General features: G+C 68.2%; 14 protein-coding genes and 3 pseudogenes. 11 read left to right on the top strand and 6 right to left on the bottom strand.

Annotated elements, in window-relative coordinates; all coding sequences use genetic code 11:
- The first annotated feature begins 63 nt into the window (after positions 1-63).
- Both OG226_RS01655 and OG226_RS01650 read left to right on the top strand, forming a co-directional pair.
- Positions 64-1,335 (top strand): helix-turn-helix domain-containing protein, encoded by a 1,272-nt coding sequence (locus OG226_RS01655; protein ID WP_329347473.1) that lies wholly within the window; start codon positions 64-66, stop codon positions 1,333-1,335.
- A complete protein-coding gene (locus OG226_RS01650) occupies positions 1,332-1,886 on the top strand; it encodes a flavoprotein (protein ID WP_329347472.1) in 555 nt (184 codons plus the stop codon). Before OG226_RS01655 ends, OG226_RS01650 begins: the two co-directional genes overlap by 4 nt.
- Positions 1,887-1,915: 29 nt before the next feature.
- Here OG226_RS01650 and OG226_RS01645 read toward each other — a convergent pair whose 3' ends face one another.
- A complete protein-coding gene (locus OG226_RS01645; protein WP_329347471.1) occupies positions 1,916-2,428 on the bottom strand; it encodes a DUF6879 family protein in 513 nt (170 codons plus the stop codon).
- A 386-nt stretch (positions 2,429-2,814) separates the two neighbouring features.
- On the opposite strand from OG226_RS01645, the gene OG226_RS01640 reads away from it, so the two are divergent.
- Both OG226_RS01640 and OG226_RS01635 read left to right on the top strand, forming a co-directional pair.
- The gene (locus OG226_RS01640; protein WP_329347470.1) at positions 2,815-3,561 is read left to right on the top strand and encodes a DUF317 domain-containing protein; all 747 of its coding nucleotides are present in this window, start codon (positions 2,815-2,817) and stop codon (positions 3,559-3,561) included.
- A gap of 24 nt (positions 3,562-3,585) precedes the next feature.
- A complete protein-coding gene (locus OG226_RS01635) occupies positions 3,586-4,122 on the top strand; it encodes a hypothetical protein (RefSeq protein WP_329347468.1) in 537 nt (178 codons plus the stop codon).
- A 618-nt stretch (positions 4,123-4,740) separates the two neighbouring features.
- Here the strand turns inward: OG226_RS01635 and OG226_RS01630 are convergent.
- Together OG226_RS01630 and OG226_RS01625 are read right to left on the bottom strand one after the other, a co-directional pair.
- Positions 4,741-5,988, bottom strand: coding sequence for a hypothetical protein (locus OG226_RS01630; RefSeq protein ID WP_443066848.1), 1,248 nt, complete (start codon positions 5,986-5,988; stop codon positions 4,741-4,743).
- A 484-nt stretch (positions 5,989-6,472) separates the two neighbouring features.
- A pseudogene (locus OG226_RS01625) lies at positions 6,473-7,258 on the bottom strand (mobilization protein); the annotation flags it as partial.
- On the opposite strand from OG226_RS01625, the gene OG226_RS01620 reads away from it, so the two are divergent.
- The 5 genes from OG226_RS01620 to OG226_RS01595 all read left to right on the top strand — a co-directional run bounded on the left by OG226_RS01620 (position 7,245) and on the right by OG226_RS01595 (position 10,314).
- Positions 7,245-7,637: a hypothetical protein gene (locus OG226_RS01620; RefSeq protein WP_329353747.1), complete on the top strand. Its 393-nt coding sequence runs from the start codon at positions 7,245-7,247 to the stop codon at positions 7,635-7,637. The pseudogene OG226_RS01625 and the gene OG226_RS01620 sit on opposite strands and share 14 nt — an antisense overlap.
- Positions 7,638-7,693: 56 nt before the next feature.
- Positions 7,694-7,963, top strand: coding sequence for a hypothetical protein (locus OG226_RS01610; RefSeq protein ID WP_329353746.1), 270 nt, complete (start codon positions 7,694-7,696; stop codon positions 7,961-7,963).
- Between the two features lie 298 nt (positions 7,964-8,261).
- The gene (locus tag OG226_RS01605; protein WP_329347465.1) at positions 8,262-8,747 is read left to right on the top strand and encodes a hypothetical protein; all 486 of its coding nucleotides are present in this window, start codon (positions 8,262-8,264) and stop codon (positions 8,745-8,747) included.
- Positions 8,748-8,898: 151 nt separating this feature from the next.
- Complete coding sequence (locus tag OG226_RS01600) at positions 8,899-9,708, top strand: transposase family protein (protein ID WP_329347463.1); 810 nt, start codon at positions 8,899-8,901, stop codon at positions 9,706-9,708.
- Positions 9,709-9,843: 135 nt separating this feature from the next.
- On the top strand, positions 9,844-10,314 hold the full coding sequence (locus tag OG226_RS01595) for an SUKH-3 domain-containing protein (RefSeq protein ID WP_329347461.1): 471 nt from the start codon (positions 9,844-9,846) through the stop codon (positions 10,312-10,314).
- Between the two features lie 96 nt (positions 10,315-10,410).
- Here the strand turns inward: OG226_RS01595 and OG226_RS01590 are convergent.
- Both OG226_RS01590 and OG226_RS01585 read right to left on the bottom strand, forming a co-directional pair.
- A pseudogene (locus tag OG226_RS01590) lies at positions 10,411-11,750 on the bottom strand (tyrosine-type recombinase/integrase).
- Entirely contained in the window at positions 11,750-11,935 is a 186-nt protein-coding gene (locus OG226_RS01585) for a helix-turn-helix domain-containing protein (protein WP_329347460.1), read from the bottom strand. Before OG226_RS01585 ends, OG226_RS01590 begins: the two are co-directional and overlap by 1 nt.
- Before the next feature lie 128 nt (positions 11,936-12,063).
- Between OG226_RS01585 and OG226_RS01580 the strand changes: the two are divergent.
- Positions 12,064-12,621, top strand: a pseudogene (locus OG226_RS01580) (IS3 family transposase); the annotation flags it as partial.
- 298 nt (positions 12,622-12,919) lie between these two features.
- Here OG226_RS01580 and OG226_RS01575 read toward each other — a convergent pair.
- Positions 12,920-15,787: an ABC transporter substrate-binding protein gene (locus OG226_RS01575; RefSeq protein WP_329347458.1), complete on the bottom strand. Its 2,868-nt coding sequence runs from the start codon at positions 15,785-15,787 to the stop codon at positions 12,920-12,922.
- Between the two features lie 844 nt (positions 15,788-16,631).
- Between OG226_RS01575 and lanL the strand changes: the two genes are divergently transcribed.
- Positions 16,632-19,316: a class IV lanthionine synthetase LanL gene (lanL, locus tag OG226_RS01570; protein ID WP_329347456.1), complete on the top strand. Its 2,685-nt coding sequence runs from the start codon at positions 16,632-16,634 to the stop codon at positions 19,314-19,316.
- The last annotated feature ends 32 nt before the right edge of the window (positions 19,317-19,348 follow it).

Here is a 19,348-nt window from a genome sequence, read left to right as displayed (position 1 = left end):
GTGCGCCTGATCTACGCTCGGTTGGGCAGGCAGGATCGGCGACGGCGGAAGGGGCCGTGGCAGATGCCCGAAGGACATGGCGAAGTGAGACGGATCGGCGAAGTGATCCGTCAGGCACGGGTGTTACAGCGGCGCTCGCAGAAGGACGTCGCTGCCGTGCTGGGCTACCACCAGTCCAAGGTGAGCCGCCTGGAGAGCGGACGAGGCACGGAGGACATTCGCGTCCTGCGCGCTGTTGCTCAGGAACTCAAGATTCCGCCCCAGCAGTTGGGTCTTGCTGCGGCCCCTGATCCCTCTACCGCCGACACCGAAACCGAAGACATGCACCGCCGCACTTTTCTTGCCGCGAGCATCGCCGCACTCGCGACCCCGGCCACTTCGGCCGCCGCCCACGACGACCTCGTACAAGCGCTCCTGCCGGGCCTGTACCCGGCGAGCACCGGCGCTCCCTTGGCCACGGCAGTCCTCCGTGAGCAGGTCAGCGCGGCCCGCAGGCTCTTCTACATCTGCGACTACACGGAACTCGAACGGACCCTGCCCGGGCTGATCGCCAACCTGCGGCTCGCCTCCAGTGGCGCGGCGGACAGCGACACGTTGTCCGCGCTTCTGGCCACCGCGTACCAGACTTCGACCAGCCTGTTGCTCAAACAACATGACCAGGGCAACGCCTGGCTGGCGGTCGGCCGCGCGATGGCCGAGGCCGAACGCTCCGGCGACCCGGTGGTCCTCGCCTCCAGCGTCCGCGTGCAGGCCCACGTCCTGGCCCGCGAGAAGCACACTGCCCAGGCCGTCACCCTCGTCCGGCACACGGCCGACCAACTCGTCGGCTCCTACGACCGTCGCTCCCCGAAATACCTTGCCGCAGTCGGGCTGCTGTTGCTGCGCGGGGTGACCGCGGCCAGCGGCGGAGGCGACCGCGCGGCAACCGAGGAGTTTCTCGCCGAGGCCAAAGAAGTGGCCCGGTACGTTTCCCTCGATCGTCCCGACGCCTGGGCCAACTTCAGCCCCACCAACGTCGCCCTCCACGAGCTCAGCTCCCTGGTGGCTTTCGGCGACGCGGGCCTCGCCCTGCAAGCGGCCCGGCCCCTCATGCGCCGGCACATCCCCGTCCCCGAACGCCGGGCGGCCCTGTGGGTGGAAACGGCCCGCGCCTACAGCCAGCAGGGCCGCCTCTCCGACGGCTACCAGGCACTGCGGATCGCCGAGACCTGCGCCGCCCAGGACGTCCGCCGCCCCGCCGTGCGCGACCTGGTCGCCGACATGGCCGCCCGCGACCGCCGTCGTACGCTGCCCGAACTGCACCACTTCAGCCGCCAACTGGGAGTCCCCGCGTGACCGAGCCGAACGCCCCGGACAAGAAGCCCTTCCTGTACGTCGTCGTCTGCGCGTGCGGTATCGCCGGCGACGTCGGCAAACTGATCACCGCAGCGCAGGAGCGGCATTGGGACGTCGGTGTCGTCGCCACCCCGCAGGGCCTGGGCTTCCTCGACACCGAGGCGATCGAGACCCAGACCGGCTACCCGATCCGCTCCGCCTGGCGCACGCCCGGCGAGGCCCGGCCTCTGCCACCCGCGGATGCGATCGCCGTTGCGCCGGCCACGTTCAACACGGTCAACAAATGGGCAGCGGGCATCTCCGACACCCTCGCGCTGGGCATCCTGTGCGAGGCGTACGGCATGGGCATCCCCACCGCCGTTCTGCCGTACCTGAATGCGGCACAGGCCGCCCACCCCGCGTACGAGCAGAGCCTGGCACGGCTGCGGGGGATGGGAGTGCTGGTCGGTTCGTACGAACCGCACAAGCCCAAAGCGGGCGGTGGCGCCGACCGCTTCCAATGGGAGGAGGCGCTGGACCTCCTGGCCCCCAAGCTGTCGGCACGGACCTGATCGGCGGCGCTGCAGGCGTCGTTGGTGCGTCAGGCCAACTGGAACTCTGCGTGGGGTGTTGCCCGCGCCCACACGGCCTCAAAGGCAGACTCGCACAGCTTCGCGACCGCTGGGTCGTCGGTGAGTTCCACCTCCATGTTCTCGCCTTCGCCGTCGAAGGGGTTGACGAGGACGAGGTTGGAGTCGAAGAGCCAGAAGTCGTTGCCTGGGAGCGCGAGGCCCGTGGCGTTTCGCCGGGAGAGCCAGCGGACGTCTTCGCCAGCGGCGATGTTGAGTCCGTCCGTCACGTCGTACTCGAAGCGGATGTACTCACTGACGGGAGTCGAGACGACGCGGGCCCGGCGGATCTCGACGCTTCGCGAGGTCGCCTCCGTGACGATGGCGTGCCAGTCGCTCCAGCGCTCGGCCGGGTCGAGCGTGATGCCGGCCTTCCAGTCGATGAAGGCCGGGTCCGACTTCATGTAGGCGTCGCGCATCTCCAGATGGACGGCCGTCCGCTGGCAGTCGCGGAACAGCTCCTCAAACGTCGGGGTCCTCGTCAACCTTCTTCACCTCCAGGAAGAACTGCACGACGCACTGGCGGATCTCCGCTACCTACTCGTGGTCGGGGATGTCCATCTGCCTGAGGCGCTCGATGTTCTCCGACTTCGCTCTCTGTGCCAGAGCTTGCCCGCGGCTGTGCCGTGGAACTAGGAACTTGCCGAAACTTCCCAGATGTGCCTGGAAGTTGACCTTACGTAGCCGAAGCCGGGGCGACGAGCAGTGAGTTGGCTGGGGCGCTCAGGGATGGCCGGATCCGATAGCTGGCGGCCCTGATTCACCAGTTCGCCGGAGGCAGACACGGAAGATCCCGAAGGGACTGGAGTCCTGCGGCAGAGCATGTCAACGTACAACACCTTGCTCGGAGAGCCGTTCCGAGCCCATGGCCATGGAGGCGCCCCTGCTCCCGCACCATCCCGGCGAACTGTCCCCTCCCGACTCGCCAGATCCGGTCTACTGGGTCAGCCCGCGCCACTTGGCCGGTGACGACGGCGTGCTCGCCGAGCGGATCGGTGACACCCTGGCCGACCTTGGCTGGCACATGTGGCCTACTGCCCGCGACACCCTGCTGTACGTGAGTCCGGACGGGCTCCGCGGTGCGGAGTGGCTCCTCGCTGCCTATCCGTTCAAGCTGGGCGGGCTGTCTATTGCTTGGCAGTTGAGTGCCCGCCGGCATGCCGACTCCGCGATGGCGGAGTGGAACGCGTACTTCACCACGGGCGTCCCGTACGAGGCGCTCGCCGATCTCCTCTTGGCAATCGACGCTCGTGAGGCGCCGGACGTCGCCTTCGACGGGGCCGAGGTGGTGATCGACGCGCTCGGCGCCCAAGGCTGGGTCCGCGACGTGGATCGCCCTCGTACGACTGCTATCGATCCCGGACTCTCCTCCAGTGTCTCCCTGGAACCAGTGCCCCCGTTCATCCAGGACGCCGACCCATGCCCTGATCTGTTCGGTTGGCAGGCGTGGGCAGAGCCCGTTGTTGGGGTCCCGTACCTGTGGTGCGCCAGCTTCAGTGCCAGCGTCCCGCATGACCTGGTCGCTGCTTTCGCTTCCTCGCTTGCCTCGCCGGCCCCGGTGCCACGCCGGGTGTTGCCCAAGAGTGCCGAGGGTCGGCTGACCATCCGTCGCTGCTGACGCGTCAAGTGCTGGGCGTCTGCGGTGGTGCTGCTCGTCGCCCATTTCCGCGAGGTGCCGGTCGTACGTGTGGGACACGGCCTCTGCGCCCCTCAGTCAACAGGAAGAAAGAGGATCTTGTTTTTTCGACGTGCTCGCGAGGACCGGGCATTCCGTGAAGCTCAACGCGCGGGCCACGCGCTGTTGTTGCAGTTGCAGGCCGCACAGTCGCCGTATCGCCCCGATCCGACGGCACCCGCTCGGGCTGCGGAGGAATCGGTGGTGGGTGACTTCCTGCCACCGGATCTGCGGGTTCCCTCGCGGCATGAAGTGACCGGGTTGATGATGCGCTGGAAGCAGCCCCTCGTCGTCGGCGGTGAGGTCCGTACGTGCCCGGGGTGTGGCTCGTACCGGGATTGGATCGTCTTGTGCCTTTGTGGCGACTCGGTGTGGTTGCGCTGCCGGGCTGGCCACGAGACGAAGGAGTTGGGTCTGGACGCGGCTTGGTACAACCGCAACTCCGGTCCGGTCGACCGGTTCCACCCCACGCTCGAAGAGGGTCTGCGTTACCTCGGCCACTGAAATTCCGCAACCCCTTTGCCTCTTGCCGCTGCCGGTGCCCGGAGGACCGGCCTGGTCAACCCGTCCTTTCCGTAGGCCACTTAGGGGTTCACATGCGCTTTCACGTCACACCCGTCCTCTTCCTGAGCGCCCTCGCTGTCTTTCCCGTTGGGGGCTGCTCGACCAGCGGTGTTCCTTCCAACCACGTGGCGTCCTCTGCGACCGCGCTGTCCGGGAATGCCTCGTTATCAGTGCTGTTGTCCTTGGCCGCTCTGACCAAGCGGCTCCTGAACAAGGGTGACTTGGGCGAGGGCTACCCCCGCACGCCGCCGCGCCGCGCAACGCAGGACGCCGTAGCCGTGATCGGCTGCCCGGCGCTGGAGAGGCTCGGCGCCGACGCGGCGACCGGTGCCGGCCTCGACTTCTTCCGCAAGGCGAGGGCGTCCTTCGCCTACTCCGGTGGTGGCGGCTCCGAGATATGTCCGAGGAGCTGTGCAGCGGCAGCGCCACGACGCTGTCGAAGGGCGTCGTATTGGTAACCCCGGCTATTGGATGTTGCGGAATGATGGCCAGTCTTCCTCGGCCTGGCGCGAGCTGCTCGTGTGCATGAGTCCTGATGCGGACGTCGGATGGCTCACGTTAGTTGGCCTCCCCCAGGTAGCTCAGGGCTCGGCGGAAGTCATCGAGGGCGGGCCCGTACTCGCGGGCGGCGGTGTGGAACGTCGATCGATCTATCAGGATCTTGGCCAGTGTTGGGGTTCCGTCTGCCAGGTTGTGCTGGGTCAGCTGGCGGGCCAGGCCCACTCCGTCATCGAACAGGGGGCGCACTCGCTCCGCGAACAGATGAGTGCGGTCCTCCCAGTAGACGGCGGAGCGGACGGTGAGGACCCGGTGCAGCCGGACCAGTTCGGCCAGGTGCTGGTCCGGATCTTCGGTGGCTCGTGGAGCAAGGGTGTCGACCTCCTCACGCAGAGCGATACGGCTGTCGAAGTAGCGCTGCTTGGCATCGGGGGACCACCGCATGGGCGTCGCCCCCGAAGGCGGACGTGGTCCACCGGACGTCGGCCGCTCGCTGTCGGCGCCGGAGAAGGAAAGCAGCACCGCCCAATAGGACGCCTGATAGCCACTCCAGGACTTGCGCTCACCGGAGGCGTCCAACTCCGTCAGCAAGGCGAGTGCCTCCTGCCGTACGGGGGTCGCCTGCTCGCCTCGGCCGCAGGCGTCGAGCATCTGTGCGTACCCGATCAGCGAGTAGAGATGGCAGGCCGTCGGGCCGCGGTCGTTCGCGGCCTCGACCGCTTGCATGCTGACGAGTGTCTCGAACGCGGCGAGTGCTTCGCCGGACCGACCGGCGTCATGGAGCGCGGCGATCCACTCCAGGAGTGACCAGGCGAGCGCCCCCTCACCGGGCCCGTTGGGCAGGATCGCCGCGACCCACTCGGTCAGGGCATCGGCAGCCTCGGCATAGCGGCCTTCCTCGGAGAGACCGGCAGCCCAGTCACTCAGCCCCTTGATCGCAGGGTTTCCGGATAGTTCGGCCTGAGCACGGCCTATGGCGAGCATCTCGGCGCGCATGGCGAGCCCTTCGGCGCGCCGGCCCAGGGTGTACAGCTCTCTCTGGCAGGTGTCGAGTGCCTCGTACAGAAGATCCGCACGGGCAGGTTCGGCCGGATCGATGGCCCGTGCCGCGGCCACCGCCTCCTCGCGCAGCGCGAGACAGGCTGGATGCCGTTTGCCGGAGCTGGTGTCGTAGCTCAGGCGTTGCAGGGCTTTGGCCAGGCGGGGCAGGTAGGCGGCGGGGCCGACCTGGGCGAGTACCCGGTAGGCGTCGACTTCCTCGCGTGGAGTGCGGCGTCCCGACGCGAGCAGTATGTTCCGTGCCCGCAAGATGTCGTCCTGATCGACTTTCCCCGAGTGATTCATAGCGGAGATTCTGGGTGTCTCGGAGAGGGCCGAACAAGCCTGGTGGCCTGTGCCGTTAGTCCTACGCAAACACCCTCTGACCTGTCATGATGAGTGTGTCATCGCTTCCCCGGGGTTGGCAGACCTTCGATGTGATGGCCTCCTGCCCCACGTACCAGATGGTGTCTGACAGCACCGTCATCGACATGAGTACGCAGAAGACGGCCGCGCCTGATCTGGGTGACGAGCAGTGGAGCTAACCGCTCGCCTACTCCCTCGGCGGGCAACGTGCCGTCGTCAAGCAGACGGCGATCCGTACAGGCAACGTGTTGGTGATCGTCTCCGGCCCGTCGGGACTTGTGGACGCCAACCTGGAGAGGGCGGTTACCAAGGTCCAGGCCGCCTCCTGACTGCTCGACTTTCCGGTGCCCTCTGCCTCTTGGCAGAGGGCACCGGCGTATGTGCTGAATCACCGTGTCTGGCGGGGCCGGTTGTCTTGACTTGGGGCGGGTGATGCCGCGCGCCCGCTTCGCTTGGCCGCACTGGTGGAGTGATTGGGCATCGTGGTGGCGTCGGCGGGCAGGTCGGCCATGCGGCGTAGCCGCCACACCAGTACGTCGCTGATCGAGCCGGCGGTGCCCAACTCCCGTCGTCCGGCAGCTTCCTCCAGCAGCGTGGCCGGGTCGTGGCCGGCACTCTCGGTGTCGGCGAGGGTGGCTGCCAGGGCGTGCCAGCCTGGCTCGGCCGGGATCTGCTCGGCCAACTCGGGCACGGCCACCTGTAGATGGGTGGCCTGCCTCTGACGCAGCGGCTGGGACAGGTGCAGACCTCGCTGGTACAGCACGCTCAACGGGACGCTGGCGGCGGCCCGGTAAGCGTTGCGCAGGTGCTCTGCGGCCTGGTGGGCTGCGGCGGCTTGCTGGGCGTGTTCCTTCCTGGCGTGCCAGTGGGCGGCTGCGGTGACGAGGAAGAACAGCATGTCGATCGCCATCGCGGTGGTGGCGCCGTCTTCCCCGCGGCCGAGTGCCGGCCCGTTGTAGATGAGGTCGCGGGCGGCCTGGCGTAGGGCACGGTCGTGCCCGTGTTCGGCTTTTACGTGGGAGCGGGTGGCCCGCTCGAATAGGGCGGCGGCCTGGCGCAGTTCGGCGCGGGTGTGGGCGGCGGAGGTCTTGGCGAGCGCGTCCAGGACCTCCCCGGCCGCCGCGATGTGCGCCGCCACCTGTCAGTCCTCACCGCTGTCGATGATCAGCACCGCGTACTATGTTGTGGCGGGTGGCGTCCCGATCTTGGTGCACAACTCCTGTGGGCCAGATATGGGAGCCGCTGCCCGTGCAGCCGCGAAGAACGTGCCTCAGGACGCAACAATGACTGCTGTTGCGAACATCAGGGGTACGAACATCACGGAAATTGGCAACTCCGGAGCCTCCTCTCGCCCTGCCTTCCTTGAACCTGAGATTGAGGAGGCCGCCGCCGACGGCGGGCAGATGTTCGGGGGAGACGCGGCAAACTGTGCGGAGATGCGCGCATGCAATGCCCTGTTTGCCAATCATGCGGCAGACTTCGAGGAAACGTTCGGGCGCCCGCTGCAACTCAGTGAGGTTTTCTCAGCGGTGATCTTTTCCATTGGCTGTTGAGTACGAGTGCGGCTCGGGCGATGTCGCCGATGCGGCTGGGGCTGAGGGTGACGTGCTTGAGGGCGCGCCAGCGTTCCTTCAGTTCGGCGGCGGTGCGCTCGCCGAGTGCGCGCAGGTCTCTGATCAGGGTGTTCCTGGTGCGGGTGGAGGGCCGGTCCCGGGGGATCGAGGGCTCCCGGGAACCGACGTGGGACGAGGTCGAGCAGCGGCGGAAGGTGTTCGCTTCGTGGGCCGAGGAGCGGTTGGTGCTGGACAGCGTGTTCAAGCTGTCGCGGAACACCGAGACCGCCCTGGAGTTCCTGCGTGCGGAGGCCTCCGCAACCTGAGCCGGTGTGGCCGGTGGCAGTAGCCGTTCTGCGCCGACGCTGTCGCTCCAAGCCCGCCGCGGGCCGCCAGGGGGCCAGTTGCGGCGAGACCTTCAACCGATCGTCGGTCCTCCCGTACAGTGCGACAGCGAGGGAGTCCACGTCACTCCACACGCACCGGCTGTAGGCTCGCTCGCCCCCTTCTCGCTTCAGTAAGGAGGCTGACGTGGCGGCGTTTCTTTCGACGCTCCTGGGAGCGCTACTCGGTGGGATAGCGGGATTTATCGTCTCATTATGGACGACTCGTCAGACTCAGCGCATGGCGCTGACCCAGGCCCTCGTGGAAGAGTTCCTGTCGGCTTCCTTCATGGAACATCGGGTCTCGGTCTCGAAGACCAGGCGCAAATTGGAGGACGGCACCGTCACTGCGGCGGCCCTTGCTGGTGGGTTCTGGTATCCCGGAGACGCCGATTACTATGCCGGGGAGACATTCGGGTTGCTCAATGAGCACCAGCACCTGGGCGTGTTTCTCGAATTCCTGGTCAGGGTTGACCGGGTTCTGGCCCGGAAGGTGGTGGATCAGCCCGACCTTGCCGCATCGCTGTCTGACAAGTTGATCTGGTACCGAGACCTCAGCACTGCTGTGGCTGAGGAGACCGCCCGGCAGGCGACTGCAGCAGGCGTGCCGGTCCCGCAGTGGGTGGGAGCCGCAACGCGGGTGTTCCGACAGCTCAACGTTTCGCACCAGGGTGCGATCAGTGCAGGACCGCTCTCCCTGCCGGGATCAGCTCAAACCGCCCAGTGAGGTTTCTCAACGAATTGATCTGTGTGAAGCGGCTTGATCCCGGATGGTTCTGACGGGTCGTCTGGGCATCACCCGGCGGCGAGTAGACGTGATGCCCCTGGTAGGACAGGTCTCACTACAAGATCATTTCCGCTCAACCAGAGGCCTCACGTTGGTCACCTATGCTGCCACGCTCGACGTCCCGCGCCACATCGTCGAGTACCTCGCCCGCCTGCTCGCCGCCCACCGCCACCGGATCGGCACGCCGCGCAGGTCGCGGGCGCTGGGCCCGTTCCGGCAGGCGGTGCTGGTGCTGCGCTGGTTCCGCGAGCGCGGGTGCGTGCACTGCCTGGCCCGCGACGCGGGTGTCTCCCAGGCCACCGGCTACCGCTACCTGCACGAGGGCATCACCGTCCTCGCCGACCAGGCCCCCGACCTGCACGAGGTCCTGACCCGCTGCCAGCGCGAGGGCATGGCGCACGTGATCCTGGACGGCACACTGATCGAGTCGGACCGGCTCGCCGGCGTTCGCGAGAACGGCAACGACCTGTGGTTCAGCCAGAAGCACAAGGCGTTCGGCGGCAACATCCAGTTCCTGTCCGCCCCGGACGGCACCCCGCTGTGGGTTTCCGACGTCGAACCCGGCTCCACACCGGACATCACCGCCGCCCGTATGCATGCCCTGCCGGCCCTCTACAAGGCGGCGACCGAGGGCTTGCCGACGCTGGCGGACAAGGGCTACATCGGCGCGGGCATCGGCATCCGCATCCCGGTCCGACGCCCAAGAGGCAAGTCTGAACAGGCACTTCACGTCGATACCCGCATGTTCAACGCCCTGCTGCGGCACGTCCGGGCCCTTGGAGAACGCACTGCAGCCGAGCTCAAGCAGCGTTGGCGCACCCTGCAGTACGTGACGCTCAGCCCCAGTCGAATCGGCGACATCGCCCGAGCGGCCCTCGTCCTCAACGGAATCTGGAAATGATCACCGTTGAGAAAACCTCAGTGACATCGAATTTCTGACGGTCAGAAGCTCTACTGGCGCACCAGAGGCGGCATGCCTATCCTGTCAGACCGCGCTTGTGCGGCGGGGCGCTACCGACCTATCGAGAGGGTGAGTATGGACTTCGCTATCCGTGGTCGAGGTCGCAGCCTGGCTGAAGCGGCAGGCTGGAGCCCGGAGCGCGCGGTTGACATCTCTGGCCTTATCGATGAGATGAGACATGCTGGCTTCGATGTGCCAACTGCGGCGTATGGGTTCCTAGAGGCGTTCTGGCGCCTGCGGATCGAGCATCTGCCAAGCATCAAAATGGACGGCAAAGACATATTCTGCTGGACCGAATTCGATCCGATGCGTGTATGCACCGAGCGCGATGCGAGAATTGCGACCCTGTGCTCGGGGGTGGCCGGTGATTCGCTGTGCCCATTGGGAATTAATGGGTTTCACTTCACTGTCTACATGTCACCTTCTGGCAAGTTCTTTGCCGGAATGGACTCTTCGGTATTCGCATATTCGGACTGTGCCGACGAATTCTTCGCGAAGCTCGCCGATGGATCCAGGCCGCAGCTGGTAGGGGCCTGGGAACTATAGACCCTGGCCAGTTTCATGAATGGCTAGCAGAGGCCCCGCTGGAGTTACTTCCCGCGGGGCCTCTGCGGCGTCTGACGGCAGTAGCTGACAGCAACGTCAGCGGACGGAGACTGCACAAAGTGTCGGGTCGTCGCCGTCGCCGGGCCGGGTGGTGGCCTCGGCGGGGTTGCGAAGGGCGCGCCCGAGGAGGTCGATGGCGTCGCGCTGGAGGCGGAACCGGACGTGGGCGTAGACGGTGGCGGTGACGCCGATGTGGGCGTGGCCGAGGATTTCCTTGATGACGACGAGTTCGACGCCCTGTTCCAGGAGGAGGGTCGCGGTCGAGTGGCGGAGGTCGTGGAATCGGATCTGACGGAGTCCTGCTCGGCGGAGGAGTGCCTTGAAGTGTCGGGTGAGGGTGGCGGGTTCGATCGGGTGGCCGTAGGGCCGGGTGAAGACGTGACCGCTCTCCTTCCAGCTTCCGCAGGCCTTCTCCCGCTCCTGGGCCTGCTGGTCGCGGTGGTCGTGCAGTGAGCGCAGGCAGGGAGTGGGCAGGGCGATGCGGCGTTCGGAGTTGAGGGTCTTGGTGGGAAGGTTGGTCAGGCCGCCGGTGCTGGTGCGCTGGAGGGTGCGGCGGATGCTCGCGGTTCCGCTGGACAGGTCGAGGTCTTCCCAGCGCAGGCGAGGAGTTCGCCCTTGCGGAGCCCGGTGCGGAGGGCGAGTTCGAGAAGAGCGTGCAGGCGGTGCCCCTGCGCGGCGGCGAGGAAGGTGCGGGCTTCGTCGGCGGTGAGGGGTTCGAAGCGGCGGGGCCGGGGTGTGCCGGTGCGGACATTGCGGGCGACGTTGCGCGGGATCTCTTCCTCGCGCACCGCGTGCTCCAGGGCTGACTTCAGCACGGACTGGATGTAGGCGAGCGTCAGCGGGGAGAGCCGCTTGCGGCAGCACTTCCCGATGGCGCAGCAGCGGGGGCGGCGGTCGGCCTGCGCGTCCGGCTTGCGGCCGGCGTCGATGCCGCGCGCGCAGCACTGGCAGACGGTGCGGACTTCGTTCAGCCAGGTGCGGATGTCCTTGGCGGCGAGCTTGGCGAGCTTCTTCTTGCCCAGGCCGGGGATGAGGTACCGGTTGACGCAGGCGGTGTAGCGGGTGTGGGTGTTCTCTCGGAGTTGGTGGACGGCGACGTTCTCCAGTCAGTAGGTGAGGAACGCTGCGAGGCTGCCCTGTGCAGAGGGGATGGGGACGCCGCGGTTGCTGGTGGCGATCTTCTCGGTGAGCTTGGCTAGGGCGTCCTTGCGGGTAGTGCCGTAGACGCGGACTCGCTTGCGGGTGTCGCCGGGGGCTAGGACGTAGCCGGCGGCTTCCCAGCGGCCGTCCTTGCGCTAGTAGACGGTGCCGTCGCCGTTGGCGCGGACCCTGCGAGAACTGGTGCTGGGGGCGGGGTTGGTTTCGGAGCTGGTCATCAGGCTGCCTCTGCGAGTTGGTGGTGGACGAGGGCGGTCAGGGCGTGGGCGGGGATGCGGCGGGCGCGGCCGAGGGTGATGGAGGCGAGTTGGCGGGTGCGGATGAGGTCGTAGACGGTGGAGCGGCTTATCTTGAGGCGGGCCATGACCTCGGGGACGGTGAGGAGTTCGACGTCGGCGTTCACGCGACCGCCACCGCCTCGACAGCGGCGGTCGACAGACCAGTGGAGTGAGCGGCCCGGTCACTGGAGCGCCGCGCCTGCCGGGGACGGCTCGGGTGCTCGGGTCGAGGGCTCGGCGTGGCGGCCAGTAGGTCGGCGACCTGATCGGCCGCGACTTCACCGCAAGCGAGCCGAACACGAAGTACGTCGGCGACATCACCTATCTCCCGCTGGAGGGCGGGAAGTTCTTGTATTCGGCCACCGTCATCGACCTCGCCTCACGACGCCTGGCCGGCTGGGCGATCGCGCACCACATGCGCACCGACCTGGTCACCGACGCCCTGGCCCCCGCCGAACGGACCCGCGGCAGCCTCGCCGGGGCGATCCTGCACAGCGACAACGGGGCCCAGTACACCAGCCGGACCTTCGCCGACGCCTGCCGCCAGGTCGGCGTCCGCCGGTCCATGAGCGCGAGCGGCTCCAGCGCGGACAACACACTCGCCGAGTCCTGCAACGCGACGTTCAAACGCGAGACGCTCCAGGGCCGCAGGCACTGGTCCAGCGAACGCGAAGCCCGCCTCGACGCGTTCTGCTGGCTCAACCGCTACAACACCCGACGCCGGTACTCCCGCCGCCTCGGGCAACGCAGCCCCATCGCCTACGAGACAGCACTCGACTCAACATCAACTACCCTGACCCCAGCCGCATAGCCCGTGTACATGATCCCGGGTCAAGCCCCGACGGCACCTCGCCCCCGAGGCTGCCGACCCGCTCCCGCTACGCCTCCGTCCGCTCCCTGGAGCGGTGCGCCCGCCCCGGCGTCGACTCGGTCGCCCGGCACGTCGCCGAACGCGACCTCGCTGCATGTCGCCGCACATACAGCGGAGTGGATCAGGGCTTCAAGATCATCCCGTGGCCCCTTCGGTGCGTATCTCGGTCACGCCCCTCGTGCGTGCGATCGACATCGCGCCGCGCTCGTAGACCATCACCTCCGCAGTGCCCCACCCGTCACGAGGAGGAACCGAGACCCGGTTCCGACTCCGGCGGGCAGGGGAAACGGCCGGACGGGCCCCACCGGGTCACCGCATCCGCACTCGCGGACACCGCGCCGCACGTCAGATCGGTGACCGTGGCGCCCGCCGAGGTGATCTCCCGGATGTGGACCTCCTTGTCGCGCGGGTACTTGTCGCCGTTGCCCAGCGTCATGATGCCGGACTCGCCGACGTAGTCCTTGACGCCGGGCGACTGGAGGAAGGTGACGACTGAACCGGGCCTGAAATCCGGGTCGGTTCCGGAGATCTCGGTCATGATCCCGAAGAGGATCTTCAAGGCGTCATAGCCCGCCGCCGCGTCGCTGTCGGTGGCGACGCCGAACCCCTTGCGGAAGCCTCGCGTGAAGGGGCCGCCCGGGTCGGGCAGGCTAAACTGGCTGTAGAACAGCGTGAGCGAGTCGTAGTTCTGCGGCATCAGCTCCGGGTGGAGGACGAGGTCCGGGGCCGGGCTCTCGGCCAGTACCGCCACCCGGCCTCCGCGTGTACGGCAGTTCTTGTCGGCCTGGAGGTAGTAGAAGAGGTCGTGCATGACGCTGGACCGGCCGGTGTAGAGGACGAAGCCGTTGGTCTGGCGGACGAGCGTGCAGACGTTGGCGGCGACGGCGGGTGTCTGGCTGCCGCCGTCGGACTCCCGGTAGGGGACCAGGCGCACGGAGCCGTCCGCGGCGTAGTCGGAACTGAACTTCTCCTTGAGGTCGGCGCTGAAATAGGTGTCGTCGGGGTCGAAGACGATGATCGCGGTCGGAGCCGGGCGGCCGGGTGCGGGTTTCGTCAGGGCGTGCAACCGGGGGGACCGGCTCGCGAACGACGCCAGGATCTGGGCCATACGTTCGTCGGGTGGCGAGAGCTGGAAGTACGACACGGGGGAGTCCTCGACCATGGGCTGGCCGGTGACACCCGTGCCGAGGACGGGGATGCCCCGGGTGCCCAGTTCGATGGCGGCCTGGAGGGATTCGGGACGGCTCTGGGTGAGACCGAAGACGGCGGCGATGTGGTCCCGCGCGACGCGGTCAGCGATCATGCGTGACACATCGGTGCGGCTGAGGTTCTTGGTGTTGAGGCCGTGGAGCGAGCCGTAGTGGAAGTACTCGCCGGCGTTCGCCACCAGCAGGCGCACCTGTACCTGGTGCTTGAGGTTGAGGGAGTTGACCTCCTTCTGCGCGAGCAGCGCCCCGCGCAGGATCTGCAGGCCCGTCGGCACGGTGCGGCGGGACTGCGATCCCACGCTCAGCGGCGCGAAGAAGACGAGAGTGCGGTACGGCTTGGACAGGTCGACCTGCGCGTTCTGCTCGCCGACGGTGTGTTCCAGGGCCCGTAGCTGGGAGGCGTACAGGCCGTGCGCGAGGTCGCAGCCGTCGTTGCCGTCGGTCAGGCCGACGATCTCGCCGGTCCTGACACGTTGGCAGGACGCCACCGGGGCGGCGGCCTTGCCGTCGTCGCCGGAAGCAGGGGGCGCCGTGGGCAGCAGGGTGTACCAGCCGACGCCCGCTGCCAGCAACAGGGCGGTGACGGCGGCGAGGGGGCGGGGCCAGCCCTGGTGCCGGCCGCCCGCCACCCGGACGGTGGGGCGCACGGCCAGCCGGTCGGCGGCGCTGCCGCCGTCGGGAGTGCTGGACAGCGCGAACGCGTGAACGGTCTGCTCCGGCCGTCCGGCGGCTCCGGACGCGTACAGCGCGGCGATCTCGCGGGCCGGGTCCGGGACACCCTGCTGCTGGGCGTGCGGGACGACGTACGGGGGGATGTCCGCGGTCGCGGCGCCCAGCACCAGCAGCGGGCAGGCCGGGTTGTCCTCGGCGACGGCGGCGAAGGTGTCGAGGAACTTCCGGCTGGGTGTTCCCTCGGCACCCACGTCCGGCAGCAGTACGACGAACGACCACGGGCGCCGTGGCCTGCGCCGGCTCCAGAACGGGGGCCGGGATGCCTTCGCCAGGTCGCGGACCAGTGCGGTCAGCAGGATCTGCCGGACCGCCGCCGCGTCGCGGGCCGCGGCGGCTCCCGCTGCCGGATGCCGTGCCTCGCCCGTGGCCACGGCTCGCGCGCGCAGGTGCGCCTCGCGCAGGGCCACCGCCGCACCGAGGAAGCTGCGCCCGGTCTCGCCGAGCATGCCGGCCACCCAGCGGCGCCGGGGGCCCCGGTCCAGCCGTAGGCCGTACCAGCGGCGCCACAGCAGTGCCACCGGCACGGCCGCCGCCCGGAGCAGGGCGGCGGCCTTCTTGGGACCGAGATCCTCACCGAGGCGGGTGACCTCCGCGCCCAGGCCGAAGGCCCAGGCGTGCTTGCCGTACAGCAGGTTCCGTACGGCCGTGCGCTCGTCCGCCGGCTCGGTCGGGAGCTGGCAGCGCAGCACCGACAGACAGACATCGAACTCGCCCAGGCGTAATGCTCCCGCGCCGTCCGGCATCGTGGCGTGCAGTTGGCGCGCCACCTTGTCCAGCAGGACGAGATGCGGGTCCTCCGCCGCCGAACCGTCGTCCGGCACGGGCTCGCAGGCCAGCCGCGCCTCGTCGACCAGGGCGTGCGGAACAAGGCTCGTCAGATGGCCCGCCTCCCGGGGCCCCGGGCGTACCAGCCGCTTCCGGTAGGCCCGGACGAGGGCGCTCGGGTCGGAGGTGCCCACGGGCGGTGCGTCGCCCGAGGACGGGGTGTTCGGCTCCTCGGGCGAGCGTGAGAACAGCAGCGCGGGGAGCCGACGGTTCGCCGACCGCCGTAGCCGCGGTATCCCGCTCTGCCGGTCGGCCGCATAGAGGTCGACCACACGCACGATTTCGTCGAATCCACTGGGCAGGACGAGATTCTGCTCGTCGTCAGGCCACCGGTGCAGCATTCAGGACCTCCGGGCATCCAGGCAAGGGACGGGCAGCTTAGAGACGGAAGGAGAGGGTCCAGGCGAGTATTCGGCTATTGGTCATCTATTGAGTGACCATGACTGTTGGTCGTCAACTGTTCTTGTAGGAGTGGCGGTTGGATATCCGATTTCTTCGAGGGATACGTGTGAACGGGATTCCCGATTGATCGGATCGGCGAGCGACCGGTGGCGGAGCACTCGGCACGGAGTCGGCGACGGCGCGTCGGAGTGACCGGATCGGGACCGGCTCCGACAGAAGTCGTGGCCGTGACGGTGTTCCGGGCGGGCACGGTTTCGGGGGGCACGGCGACCGTCGGGACATACGATCCCGGTGCCCGACGGGCCTTCGACCGGTCGGTCCCCCGTCGCGGGCGGCCGTTCTCGGTCCGGTAAGAGGCATACGCGCGGTCGACGCAGTCCGGCGCGCTCTTCGGGGGTGGGCAGCGGCACCTTGCCGACTTGGGAGTGGCCAGTGTGCTTTGCGGTGCGGGGGAAACCTGCCGAGCTGAGCCACCCTTGTGGCAGCCCGGGGCGGATCACCAAACGAGCCGAAAATCTCACCGGATGCATGGGATTACGGCAATAAACGACAAATTCAGACTGAATGGACTTGGGCTGCTTGTTTCTTCGTGAAAATGGGGGGCGATATTATCGAACGGGTGACGCATTATCTGTTACGTCGAAGCATATGCGCCGTCTATATGCGCCGGACTACGCCACCTGCCCCCACGGTGACGCCGCACGCCCGCTGCGGCTCATTGTGCATTTATTACTACTGAAGGAATATTTCAATCAGCGGTTCTCGTCGTTGAGGGGGGCACGTATGACGAGCCATGCAACCGAAGTCGACCTCGAAAGTCTGCTCCACCGAGCATTGCAGGCCACAGGTACGGACGCGCGTTGGACGACCGACGCGGAAGAGATGTGGTGCCGCCTTACTCTCCAGTCCGGAATTCGACGTCGGCAAGGCTGGAAACTACATGTCTCCGCGACGGCCGCTTCCGCACCGGAAGTCCTCGTAAGGGCATTGGACGTACTGCTGCTCGAAGACGCGGCATTCAAGTTCGTCCGCTCGCTCGAACAGGTGAGCGCGCTCAATTCCCGTGCCACACCACGGGGAAGCGCCGGCAAGTTCATCACCGTATACCCGTCTTCCGACAGCGACGCGGCCCGATTGGCGCTGGCGCTGCACCGGGCCACGGCCGGGCTGATCGGCCCCCGGATTCTGTCGGACCAGCCGTACGCACCCCACAGTCTGGTGCATTATCGCTACGGCGCTTTCGTGGGCCGGCGGCGGCTGTCGGACCAAGGGCTGCTGGTGTGGTTCATCGAGGACCCGGACGGCAATCCCGTGGAGGACAAGCGCACCGGGCAGTATGCCCCGCCCGCTTGGGCGGTCAGCCCCTTTCCGGCATCGTTACCCCTTCCACCGCAGAAGGAGAAGGCGCAGCGGAGCCCGGTGCTGCTCGGCGGCCGGTTCTCGGTACGGGAGGCGATCCGGCACACCAACAAAGGGGGCGTCTACCGGGGTACCGACGTCACCACGGGCGGACCGGTGGTGATCAAGGAGGCCCGGCCGCACGTCGAGGGCGACGCGTCCGGCTCCGACGTCCGCGACTGGCTGCGGGCCGAGGCCAGGACGCTGGAGAAGCTCAAGCACACGGGCCTGGCACCCGAGCCGCTCGCGATGTTCGAGACGGGCGGACACCTGTTCCTCGCCCAGGAGGAAGTGCCGGGCGTGCCCCTGCGTGTCTGGGTCGCCGAGCGCTTCCGTGACGTCGGCAGCAAACGCTACCGAGCGGACGCGCTGGTCCAGGTCCGACGTCTGGTGGACCTGGTCTCGGAGGCCCACGCCCACGGCTGTGTACTGCGGGATTTCACGCCCGGGAACGTCATGGTCCGCCCCGACGGAGAACTGCGCCTCATCGACCTGGAGCTCGCCGTCCTGGAGGGCGATGTCGCGCTCCCGACGAAGGTGGGGACGCCCGGGTTCAGTGCCCCGGAGCGCCTGGTGGGAGCTCCTGTCTCCCCGACGGCCGACTACTACAGCCTCGGCGCCACGGTGTGCTTCGTGCTCTGTGGGAAGGTACCGAACCTGCTGCCCGAGGAGCCGGCCGACCGGTCCGACGAGCAGCGCTTCGCCGACTGGCTGACCACCTGCGCCGGGACTCTGCGCCTGCCGGACGACCTCGCGGAGATGATGCGCGGGCTGATGAAGGACGATCCCGGCGAGCGCTGGGACTCCGCCAGGGCACGCGCGGCTCTCCTGGGCAGGGACCCGGTGCCGCCGGGGCACCGTGCCGGCGCGGCGGCACGGACGGCCGAGCCGAAGGTCGCGACACAGGCCGATGTCGAGAGCGCGGTCGCCGGGATGGTGAACCACCTCGTCGACGCGATGAACCCGGCCGCCGACCGGCTGTGGCCCGTGTCCGTCCTGGCCGGGGAGACCGACCCCTGCACCGTCCAGCAGGGCGCGGCCGGTGTACTGGCTGTCCTGACCTGGTACTTCGAGCGCACCGGCGATCCCCGGCTGCCGGAGCTGATCTCCACCGCGGGCAACTGGATCGCCGCCCGCACCGACCTGCGCTCCATCCGCCCGGGACTGCACTTCGGCGGCCGGGGAATCGCCTGGGCGCTGTACGACGCCGGACGAGCCGTGGACGACCGTATGCTCACGGACCACGCGGTCGCCCTGGCGCTGGCCCCGCTGGAATCGACACCCAGCCACGACATCACCCACGGCTCGGCAGGCAGCGGACTCGCCGCCGCCCACCTGTGGCACTGTACCGACGACCCACGCCTGGCCGAACTGGTCGTCGACGCGGCCGACCGGCTGGTCGCCGCCGCGGAGCCAGAACCGTCCGGCGGCGTGAGCTGGCCCGTCCCCGCGGAAGCCGTGTCCGAAGAGGCCGGCAAACGCTACCTGGGCTTCGCACACGGAACATCCGGCATCGGCAGCTTCCTGCTCACCGCCGCCGCGATCTCCGGCAACCCGCGGCACAGGGAACTGGCCGTGGCGGCGGGAGAACACCTTGTGGCCCACGCCGTGCTGGTCGGCGCGGCGGCCCAGTGGCCCGCCCAGGCCACGGATCTGCCGACAGCCCCCTACTGGTGCCACGGTTCGGCTGGCGTCGGATCCTTCCTGGTCCGCCTCTGGCAGCGCACCGGGGACAAGCGGCTCGACGATCTCGCTCGCGGCGCCACCCACGCCGTAGTCGAGCGCGCCTCCCGTGCCGCCCTTACCCAGTGCCACGGGCTGGCGGGCAACGGCGACTTCCTCCTCGACATGGCCGACGCCACCGGTGATCCGGCCTACCGCGCGATGGCCGAGGACCTGGCCCGTCTCCTCGTCGCCGAACGCGCCCACCGCGACAGCCACGTCGTCTTCCCCAACGAGTACGGGGACGTCTCGACGAGCTGGAGCGACGGCTCCGCGGGAATCCTCGCGTTCCTCCTGCGGACCCTCCACACAGACTCCCGGCTCTGGTCCGTCCAGCAGCCGGGTTGAGCGACAGAAATCCCTGTCGCCACCGCTCACAG

The sequence above is a fragment of the Streptomyces sp. NBC_01261 genome (assembly GCF_036226385.1).
Classification (GTDB): Bacteria; Actinomycetota; Actinomycetes; order Streptomycetales; family Streptomycetaceae; genus Streptomyces.
Note: the sequence above shows the minus strand (reverse complement) of the source record. Positions and strands in the feature narration are given on the sequence as shown.